4 protein-coding genes are annotated in these 4,650 nt (G+C 51.4%); all 4 read left to right on the forward strand.

The window, feature by feature from the left end; all coding sequences use genetic code 11:
- Nucleotides 1–270 precede the first annotated feature (270 nt).
- The 4 genes from KDK19_RS23880 (at nucleotide 271) to KDK19_RS23895 (ending at nucleotide 4,628) form a co-directional block, all read left to right on the forward strand.
- Entirely contained in the window at nucleotides 271–1,317 is a 1,047-nt protein-coding gene (locus KDK19_RS23880) for a Glu/Leu/Phe/Val dehydrogenase dimerization domain-containing protein (RefSeq protein ID WP_257280340.1), read from the forward strand.
- Between the two features lie 103 nt (nucleotides 1,318–1,420).
- Nucleotides 1,421–2,500, forward strand: a complete 1,080-nt coding sequence (gene pdhA, locus KDK19_RS23885) for a pyruvate dehydrogenase (acetyl-transferring) E1 component subunit alpha (RefSeq protein ID WP_257280339.1) — start codon at nucleotides 1,421–1,423, stop codon at nucleotides 2,498–2,500.
- A complete protein-coding gene (locus KDK19_RS23890) occupies nucleotides 2,500–3,531 on the forward strand; it encodes an alpha-ketoacid dehydrogenase subunit beta (RefSeq protein WP_257280338.1) in 1,032 nt (343 codons plus the stop codon). Before pdhA ends, KDK19_RS23890 begins: the two co-directional genes overlap by 1 nt.
- 23 nt (nucleotides 3,532–3,554) lie before the next feature.
- Nucleotides 3,555–4,628: a dihydrolipoamide acetyltransferase family protein gene (locus KDK19_RS23895; protein ID WP_257293106.1), complete on the forward strand. Its 1,074-nt coding sequence runs from the start codon at nucleotides 3,555–3,557 to the stop codon at nucleotides 4,626–4,628.
- The last annotated feature ends 22 nt before the right edge of the window (nucleotides 4,629–4,650 follow it).

Below are 4,650 nucleotides of genomic sequence, written 5' to 3' on the forward strand. Positions count from 1 at the left end.
TTGATCATCAATCTCTTTTCATCTTCTGTGAGTCATTAATCTGCCAAAACCAGGGACAGTTTTAACCGCCTGATTCGTGACCTATAGGAACAACCTCTTTCATAATTCTCCAGTTGACAATACCCCTGCCGAAGTATTGTAATCGATGAAGAGGCTAAAAGCCTCTATCACCGCCGCTTTGGGCCATCACCCTGACCCTTGGCAACTAAAAAAATAACAATAAGCAAAACAGAGCATTATCAGCTCTGACACATGCGGAGAGATCCCGTTATGTTCAGACAGATAAAAGAGGCCCGGCTCAATGACATTCATCTGAAATACGATGAAGCCTCAGGTCTCAGAGCGATCGTTGCAATCCATAACACCCGAAGAGGACCAGCCCTCGGCGGTTGTCGTATAATACCCTACACCTCAACTGAAGATGCCGTGACCGATGCTATCCGTCTTGCCAAAGGCATGAGCTATAAAGCGGCTCTTGCCGGTCTGGATCTCGGCGGCGGCAAATCCGTCATCATGGAGCCGGAAGGCCGCTACGATCGGGAGCAGCTGTTCAAAGCTTTTGGCCAATTCATAGACGAACTCGGAGGCCGCTACATCACTGCAATGGACAGCGGCTCAAGAGTCTCTGACATGGATACCATCGCCTCTCAAACTCAACACGTTTCCTGCACTTCTTCGAGTGGTAATCCTGCTCCTTCAACCGCTCTCGGTGTTTACAAAGGCATTCAGGCTTCGCTGAAAGCTCATCCGGAATTGGGCTCTTCACTAAAAGGCAGAACAATCGCTGTTCAGGGTCTCGGTAATGTGGGCTATGCCCTCTGCCAGTTACTGCATCAGGACGGCGCCAAACTGATTGTCACAGATATTAATGAAAAAAAAGTTCAGCAGTGCGTTGAGGAATTGAAGGCAACTGCCGTAAGTGCTGAGGAAATCTATTCAGTTCCCTGTGACATTTTCAGCCCCTGTGGCCTGGGAGGCATTCTCAACGAAAACACTATCAATCAGTTGCAATGCGCTGCTGTAGCAGGCTCGGCCAACAATCAACTGCTGACTCCCGAGTGTGGTCAGTGGCTGTTTGACAAGGGAATCCTCTATGCACCTGACTACCTGATCAACGCCGGTGGACTCATCTTCGTTGCGATGACACACCAAGGTCAATCACAGAACGAAATGAATCATCGTATCAACGCCATAGAGGATACTCTGCTGAGGGTGTTTCGCTATGAACAGCAACACCGGACTCCCAGCAGTCTGATTGCCGATCACATGGCAGAAGCTTTGCTATATGAAGAGCAATCCGGACAACTGAGCGCCTGACGACTGCTTGCAGCCATTACTTATCACAGCCATGGGTATGCGCATTTCTTTTTACCCCGGTGATCAAAAGAGTCCCACAGTAAAAAATGCTGGAGCGCGCCTTATGAAAACCAAAGATTCCTGTCAGATTCCGTTCTACCAGTACCTTGATGAGGAGGGGGAGGTCCTTCACAGCTTGCCTGAATGGATTGAGGATAAGGACACCCTGATTCATTACTATCGCACAATGGTCATAGCCAGAGCAGGAGATGCCAAGGCCGTCGCCCTGCAAAGAACCGGCCAGATGGGAACCTACCCATCCTGCCTCGGGCAGGAGGCGATCAGCACCGTTTTTTGTTCTCTGATGGAGAAAAAAGACGTACTGATTCCTTACTACCGCGACCTACCCGGCCTAATGTCACGCGGGGTTTCGCTCTCCGATGTCATGCTCTATTGGGGTGGAGATGAGCGAGGCAGCGCCGGTCCAGCCTGGGGTCATGATTTCCCGAACTGTGTGCCCATTGCTACTCAGGCGGGCCATGCTGCGGGGGTGGCTACCGCGATTAAAATTCGACACGAACCTCAGGTGGCTGTGGTGTCTCTGGGCGACGGCGCCACGTCCAAAGGAGACTTTACAGAGGCTCTGAATCTTGCCGGTGTCTGGCAGCTGCCCCTGGTATTTATCATCAACAACAACCAGTGGGCTATTTCTGTTCCTCGCAACATTCAGTCCGGAGCACCGACTCTGGCTCAAAAAGGCTTGGCTGCCGGGCTGCCTTCTGTACAAGTCGACGGTAACGATGTTGTTGCTCTGCACGAAGTCGTCAGTGAAGCCATGAGTCGTGCCAGGGGCGGCAAAGGTGCCACCGTGATTGAAGCCGTCAGCTATCGCTTGAGTGACCACACTACAGCAGACGACGCCAGTCGCTATCGTAATAGTGAAGAGCTGCAAGATGCCTGGAATAAGGAACCGATAAAACGACTCAGAAACTTCCTGTATCACCGTGGTCAATGGGATGAGCAGAAAGAACAGGAACTGAAGCAGGAAGCCGCCGCTCTGGTCGAGAAAGAAGTCAAAACCTATCTGGAAACGCCACTCCCTGCTATCAGCGACCTCTTTGATTACACCTACGCCAATATGCCCCCGCAACTGGAGAAGCAAAAGCAGGCCGCCATGGCTAAAGCCGAAGGAGGAACGCATTGATGAATAGCTCAGTATCTGAAAACCTGATCCGATCGGCTGTGGACAACACCGCAGAGAAAATCACCATGGTTGAAGCCGTCAATCTGGCTTTGGATCACGCCATGAAACAAGACCCTGAGGTCGTCGTACTGGGTGAAGACATCGGTGTGAACGGTGGTGTTTTCCGCGCGACTCAGGGCCTGAGAGACAAGTACGGTCTGAAAAGGGTCATGGACACGCCCCTGGCTGAAGCCATGATCGCCGGTATCAGTATTGGAATGGCAACTCAGGGCCTGAAGCCTGTTGCAGAAATCCAATTCATGGGATTCATCTTTCCTGCCATGGAACAGTTAATGTGTCATGCTGCCCGAATGCGAAACCGTACCCGTGGACGCCTGAGCTGCCCAATGGTGGTCAGAGCGCCTTTTGGTGGGGGTATCCGCGCTCCCGAGCATCATTCTGAAAGTACAGAAGCCCTGTTTGCCCATATTCCCGGCATCAGAGTAGTCATTCCATCATCACCGGTCAGGGCTTACGGACTGTTACGCTCTGCGATTAATGACCCTGATCCGGTTCTGTTCCTGGAGCCCAAGCGCATCTATCGAGCAGTCAAACAGGACGTCTCTGAAGAGACACCTCTGTTACCGCTGGACAAGTGCTTCACACTCAGGGAAGGCTCCGACCTGACTCTGATCAGCTGGGGAGCTTCCGTGAGTGAAACCCTTCAGGCAGCCAAAACTTTGGAACAATATGGCGTTTCAGTCGAAGTGATTGATGTCGCCACGATAAAGCCTCTTGATATGGAAACCATTCTGACTTCGGTCCGCAAAACAGGTCGTTGCGTGATTACTCACGAAGCCTGCCGAAGCTTTGGCGTCGGTGCTGAAATTGCTGCCGAGCTGGCCTCGGAGGCTCTAATGGATCTGAAAGCACCGATCGAACGGGTGACAGGATATGATACGACCATGCCCTATTACCGGATGGAAAGTCATTATCTTCCCCAGCCTGATGACATCATTAAGGCATCTTTGAAAACACTGGCGTATCACTGATATCAGCAGGACAGGACAACAATATGAAATTTTTCAACCTGCCCGACCTGGGTGAAGGCATTCCCGAAGCCGATATTGTTGAATGGCATATTGAGAAAGGCGACTCCGTCACAGAAGACCAGATTATTGTCTCGGTCGAAACCGCCAAAGCGATTGTCGACGTGCCTTCACCCATCAGTGGTGTTGTGGCAAAACTCTGTGGCAAACCCGGCGACACCATCATGACCGGAGCACCTCTGTTGGAGTTTATCAGTGATCAGGAAGATGCCGGCACGGTAGTCGGCGAGCTGACAACCGCCGCTCATGATGACAGCTCCGATGACAGCTTTTTTATTGGTACACCACCTGACTCAGCAAGCGCCCCTGCTGCAACCAAAGGTCACATCAGTGAGCTGGCCGCCAAACTCGGTGTATCCATCGATCCGAAAAGTGTTGGCAGAGACTCCGTTCGTCACAGCTACCCTCTGAAAAACCCTGAGCCTCTCAAAGGAGTCAGAAAACACATGGCTCGAACCATGTCGCAGTCTCATGCCGAGGTGGTACCTGTCACTCTGTTTGATGATGTGGATATTGAGCACTGGCCGAAAGGGGCAGACATTACCGTTCGACTGATTCAAGCCATTACTTCTGCCTGCAAGGAAGAGCCTGCACTGAACGCCTGGTTTGATGAAATGATGATGAGTCGTGAAGTCTTTCCTTCTGTTCACCTGGGACTGGCGGTTGACAGTGAAGAGGGCTTGTTTGTACCGGTCATCAGAGACGCAGAAAAACAGGATGCCGTTTCGCTGAGAAACAGCATTAACAAATTTCGAAAAGCAGTTGAGGAACGCAGCCTTCCGCCATCAGAAATGCAGGGTGCCACCATCACTCTCAGCAACTTTGGTGTCTTCGCGGGTCAGTTCGCTACACCTATCGTTGTGCCCCCCATGGTGTGCATCATTGGTATCGGCCGACTGAGAACCCGGGTAGTGAGCAAAGACAGCCAGATTCAGAATCACCGGGTTCTTCCTATCTCCCTGACCTTTGATCATCGAGCGGTTACTGGTGGTGAAGCGACTCGCTTTTTGCATTGTATGCTTCAGAAATTATCCGAATGATCTTATATCGGCTTTTGCCAAT

This window comes from Endozoicomonas sp. ONNA1, assembly GCF_024606325.1.
Classification (GTDB): Bacteria; Pseudomonadota; Gammaproteobacteria; order Pseudomonadales; family Endozoicomonadaceae; genus Endozoicomonas_A.